This window comes from Selenomonadales bacterium (assembly GCA_017442105.1).
Lineage (GTDB): Bacteria > Bacillota > Negativicutes > RGIG982 > RGIG982 > RGIG982.
Genome location: JAFSAX010000019.1, coordinates 1 through 4,791, shown reverse-complemented (window position 1 = coordinate 4,791; position 4,791 = coordinate 1). Strand labels below are relative to the sequence as shown.

Annotated in this window: 4 protein-coding genes; all 4 read right to left on the bottom strand. The window is 50.8% G+C overall.

What is annotated here, in order from left to right; genetic code table 11:
- Nucleotides 1–18: 18 nt before the first annotated feature.
- Genes IJN28_00845 through cdaA form a run of 4 tightly spaced genes read right to left on the bottom strand, consistent with a single transcriptional unit; the run spans nt 19 to nt 4,745 of the window.
- Nucleotides 19–1,368, bottom strand: a complete 1,350-nt coding sequence (locus IJN28_00845; protein MBQ6712319.1) for a phosphoglucosamine mutase — start codon at nt 1,366–1,368, stop codon at nt 19–21.
- A gap of 24 nt (nt 1,369–1,392) precedes the next feature.
- A complete protein-coding gene (locus tag IJN28_00840; GenBank protein ID MBQ6712318.1) occupies nt 1,393–2,988 on the bottom strand; it encodes a hypothetical protein in 1,596 nt (531 codons plus the stop codon).
- A 15-nt stretch (nt 2,989–3,003) separates the two neighbouring features.
- Nucleotides 3,004–3,930: a hypothetical protein gene (locus IJN28_00835; GenBank protein MBQ6712317.1), complete on the bottom strand. Its 927-nt coding sequence runs from the start codon at nt 3,928–3,930 to the stop codon at nt 3,004–3,006.
- Nucleotides 3,924–4,745: a diadenylate cyclase CdaA gene (gene cdaA / locus IJN28_00830; protein MBQ6712316.1), complete on the bottom strand. Its 822-nt coding sequence runs from the start codon at nt 4,743–4,745 to the stop codon at nt 3,924–3,926. The genes IJN28_00835 and cdaA overlap by 7 nt, the downstream gene beginning before the upstream one ends.
- Nucleotides 4,746–4,791: the final 46 nt, after the last annotated feature.

Sequence of the window (4,791 nt, the reverse complement as noted above, 5' to 3'; positions counted from 1 at the left end):
TCCAAAAATGTGCGTCCGTCAATCTTGGCCTTGTTCTTTCCGTACGACATCGGCAATTTTACCGACGATGGCATCAAGCACTTCTGCCGTAGGGCCTTCTGCCATGACGCGGATGAGCGGTTCGGTACCCGACGGACGAACGAGGATGCGTCCTGCATCGCCAAGCTCTGCTTCGCCTTCACGAATTGCCGCAAGGATCGCTTCGTTCGTTTCCCAGCCCGCTTTCGTTTTGACACGGACGTTGACGAGAAGCTGCGGGAACGTGACCATGCACGCCGACAATTCGGAGAGTTTTTTGCCGCTCTGCGCAACTGCCTGTACGATCTGGAGTGCCGTAACGAGACCGTCGCCTGTCGTTGCGACATCGCTGAAGATGATATGACCCGACTGTTCACCGCCGAGGACGTAGCCGTTGGCACGCATATTTTCGAGGACATAGCGGTCGCCGACTGCTGTTACTTCGATACGGATACCTGCTTTTTTCATCGCCTGATGAAGACCGATGTTACTCATAACAGTCGCTACGAGCGTATTGTCAACGAGCTTTCCTTCGCGCTGAAGCTTGAGTGCGCAAATCGCCATCATATGGTCACCGTCTACGACTTCGCCGTTTTCATCGACAGTCAAACAGCGGTCTGCATCGCCGTCATGCGCGATACCCATGTCTGCGCCATACTCTTTGACTGCCGCCTGCAGACTCTCTAAGTGGACCGAACCACAGTTGTCGTTGATGTTGATACCGTTCGGCTCGTTATGAAGTACGATGACTTCTGCACCGAGGCGACGAAGCACTTCAGGCGTAACGGCATACGACGAACCGTTCGCGCAGTCTACGACGATCTTCATGCCACTAAAGTCACCCTGTACAGTGCTGAGTGCATATTTGATATATTCTTCTGCGAGGTCTGTGCGATATTCGATCGTACCGACTTTTTCAGCGATCGGTTTTTCAAGTTTATCAAGACCGCCGAGGAGCAATTCTTCAAGCTCTGCTTCTACGGCATCGAGGAGTTTGTATCCGTCACCGCCGAAGAATTTGATCCCATTATCAGAAAATACGTTATGCGATGCCGAGATGACAACGCCTGCTTGTGCGCCCAAAAGTCTTGCCAGATATGCGACTGCCGGTGTCGGAATAACACCGAGGAGGATGGCTTTACCGCCCGCCGAGCAGATACCTGCCGCAAGTGCCGCCTCAAGCATCTGACCCGAGATACGTGTATCGCGTCCGATCAAGATAACAGGTTGTCCCTGTGTATGCTGTCCGAAATATGCTGTTGCCGCACACCCCATACGATATGCCATTTCTGCTGTTACTTCACGGTTGGCAACGCCTCTGACACCGTCTGTTCCGAATAATTTTCCCATTTGTTCGTCTCCTTTTCGTTCACTTTATGATAAAGGTCGATATTCTGCCATGATTTTTGTTGCTGTATGCAGACCGTCAAGCGCAGCACTCATGATACCGCCCGCGTAGCCTGCACCTTCGCCCATCGGATAAATACCGCTCGTGTTTTCCGACTGAAGATCATCTCCGCGTCGAATGCGAACAGGTGCCGAGGTGCGCGTTTCGATTCCCGTCATGACGGCTCCCTCGTGGTCGAATCCGCGTATCTTTTTGCCAAATTCGGGAAGTGCATGACGAAGCGTATCTGTAACAAATTCGGGTAGGCAGTCCGTCAGGTTCGCACGTATGACACCGGGGCGATACGATGGTTCTACGAGAAACGGTGTCCCTTCCGTACCGTTTAAGAAATCGCCGACTGTCTGACACGGTGCATGGTAGCTTGAGCCGCCGACTTCATATGCCCGTCGCTCCCACTTATCTTGGAAGTCCGCACCGCAAAGGACTCCGTCACCGCAATCCGACGGTTCTACATTGACGACGAGCGCGCTGTTAGCCACACCCGAATCACGCGCGAATACGCTCATACCGTTTGTGACGACACCGCCTTCTACCGAGGTAGCCCCGACGACTTGTCCGCCCGGGCACATACAGAATGAGTACGCCGTTCGGCCATTCGTCTTGTCATGATAGACGAGCGCATAGTCTGCCGCACCGAGTGCAGGGTGACCTGCGCTTTCGCCGTACTGCGCACGGTCGATCAGCTCTTGCGGATGCTCGATACGGACACCGACGGAGAACGGTTTTGCCTCCATCGCCAGACCTCTCGCATGGAGCATACGATACGTATCGCGCGCGCTGTGACCGATACCGAGAAGCACGACCGACGCTTCGATCATCTCCGCACCGTTCACTTCGACTGCCGTAACAGTACCGTCTTCAAGACGTACATCCGTTACCTGCGCACCGAACCGCACCTCACCGCCGAGCCTTTTTATCTCTTCGCGGATATTTTTTACCATCGTACAGAGCTTATCCGTACCGATGTGTGGTTTGTTCACATAGAGTATCTCTTCAGGTGCACCTGCCGCAACGAACATCTCCAAGACCGTTCGCATCCGGCTGTCGCTGACACGTGTCGTCAGCTTTCCATCGGAGAATGTCCCCGCTCCGCCTTCGCCGAACTGGATATTCGTTCGCACATCAAGCTCGCCTGTCTGTTCAAAATGACGGATCGCCGCTTGTCTGTCTTCTACGCATGCACCACGTTCTAAGATGAGCGGTGCATAGCCGTACTTGGCAAGTACAAGACCTGCTACCATTCCCGCAGGGCCGAATCCGACGATAACAGGGCGAGCGTTCATCTTCTTCGCACCAAACGTCGGTGCGAATACTTCCGCGGGCGGTGCGATCCGCACATCGTTTGAAGCAGCACGTTTCAGCACATCCTTCTCGCGACCCGATACCGCCACGTCGATCGTATATACAAATGTAATGTTTTGTTTGCGTCTTGCATCGACTGCTTTTCGCACAACAACCACCCCAAGCACAGCTTGAGGTGGTATTCTTAATTTTTTCGCAGCAAGAACCGCAAGGTTCTTCTTATTGTCGATGGACACGCGCAAATTGGCTATTCTGAGCACGATGTTCCCTCTCTTTTATCTGGCTTTTCGAACAACATCGACCGATACAGTGATCGTTTTTTGTTCTGTCGTGATGCCTTCCGGCAGAAGTACTTTTAGGTCTACTGTTGTACTGCTTGTAATATTCGACAAATTGAGCGGCTCCGTCTGAAGTGCTGTAATGCCTTCAAGATTCGGACGATATCCGCTGATAACGATCTGATCGATATTGGCTTTGATCGATTTTAATGCAAGTCCCGACGGCATATCTCCGACCATCTGGAAATTCACATCGACCGTCTTATTGACAGGCACCGAAATGACTTTGCCTTTGATCGTCGCTTGGTTCGGCGTGATCGTCAGACCTGTTATCTCTTTACCTTCACTGTCAACGACCTTCAAAACCGCATCTTCGGCAAAATCCTGACCTTTGTTCGCAAGGTCGATATGTGCGATGACTTTTTCTACGCGATCAAGAACAAGGCTCGGTCCATTCAGTGTTACCTCTTCTACATCTAGTTTGACTTCATCAACTTTGACACCTTCTGTTGCCAGACCCGAGTACGCAAGTTCCACTTTCCGTTTTTCTTTGACCATCTTATCGAGCGTTACTTCACATTTGTCGGGAGTCGATCCGATCAGCTCCAGTCCCGACGGTGTAACGACATGTACTTTTACCTTATGATGGCCTGTTGGCAATTGTGCCATATCGATATACGCATAAAATTCGTCTACCGACGCAGAACCGACGATACTGCGCGGCCCGCGCACAACGACATCGACCGATTCATTATTATTGCTGATGAAATGTTCAGCCTGCACGTTGCGTACATGAAGCGGTACTTGATACGTCGCATCGGCGGGTGGATTCTGTTCATTCATAACGATAAACCACAATACGATCGCCGTAATGAGTGCTGTCAATTTGGCAATATTATCTTTGTTGTTGGCAAATTTCACCATTTGAACTGCCTCCAATTCAACAAGTCGCTAAGGCTCGTACCGCTTTCTTTGAGGAGCGGACGAAGCGTTTCTTTGAGCGTTTCTTTATCGAGATAGCGTGTCAGACGGCCTTCGCGAGCAAGCGAGATGATGCCGGTTTCTTCGCTGACGACGATAACGACGCTGTCTGTCTGCTCCGTCATACCGATCGCCGCACGATGACGCGTACCGAGCTCTTTGTTGAGCGTGCGGTCATCGGTGAGCGGCAAAAGACATCCTGCCGCAACTACGCGATTCCCGCGAATGATCGTAGCACCGTCATGGAGCGGTGTATTCGGAATGAATACGTTGATAAGAAATTCCGATGATACGATACCGTCGATCTTAACGCCCGTATCGGCATAATCACCAAGCCCCGTTTCACGTTCTAAGACCATGAGTGCACCGATCTTATTCTGTGACAAGGCACTTGCCGTATTGACGATATGCGTAAGGAACGTTTCCGTTTCTTCCGTATCGAGGAATGTTTGTTTCTTAAACAGTCGTCCGCGACCAAGATGTTCGAGCGCACGACGAAGCTCCGGTTGGAACACAACAGGAAGCGCAACAAGCATCATCGTCATCAATTTTTGCAATAACCAATAGATCACATAAAGCTCAAGCACCTTGCTGAGAAGCGTGATGACGAGCAAAACGATGATACCTTTTAAGAGTGCTAATGCTCTTGTATCTTTAACACCCATATACATTTTATACAAAATAAAAGCAACGATCAAAATATCCAATATATCGAGCGGTGTGATCGTGCTGAGCAGTCCCGTAACTTGAAATGGCATACAACCAAACCCTTCTTATTTATAAAAGTCCTTCTTCTATGTTTCC

Bases quoted from the DNA above. Each gene is read 5' to 3' on its own strand.
- IJN28_00835 (MBQ6712317.1), bottom strand. From the start codon at position 3,930: ATGGTGAAATTTGCCAACAACAAAGATAATATTGCCAAATTGACAGCA.
- IJN28_00845 (MBQ6712319.1), bottom strand. From the start codon at position 1,368: ATGGGAAAATTATTCGGAACAGACGGTGTCAGAGGCGTTGCCAACCGT.
- cdaA (MBQ6712316.1), bottom strand. From the start codon at position 4,745: ATGCCATTTCAAGTTACGGGACTGCTCAGCACGATCACACCGCTCGAT.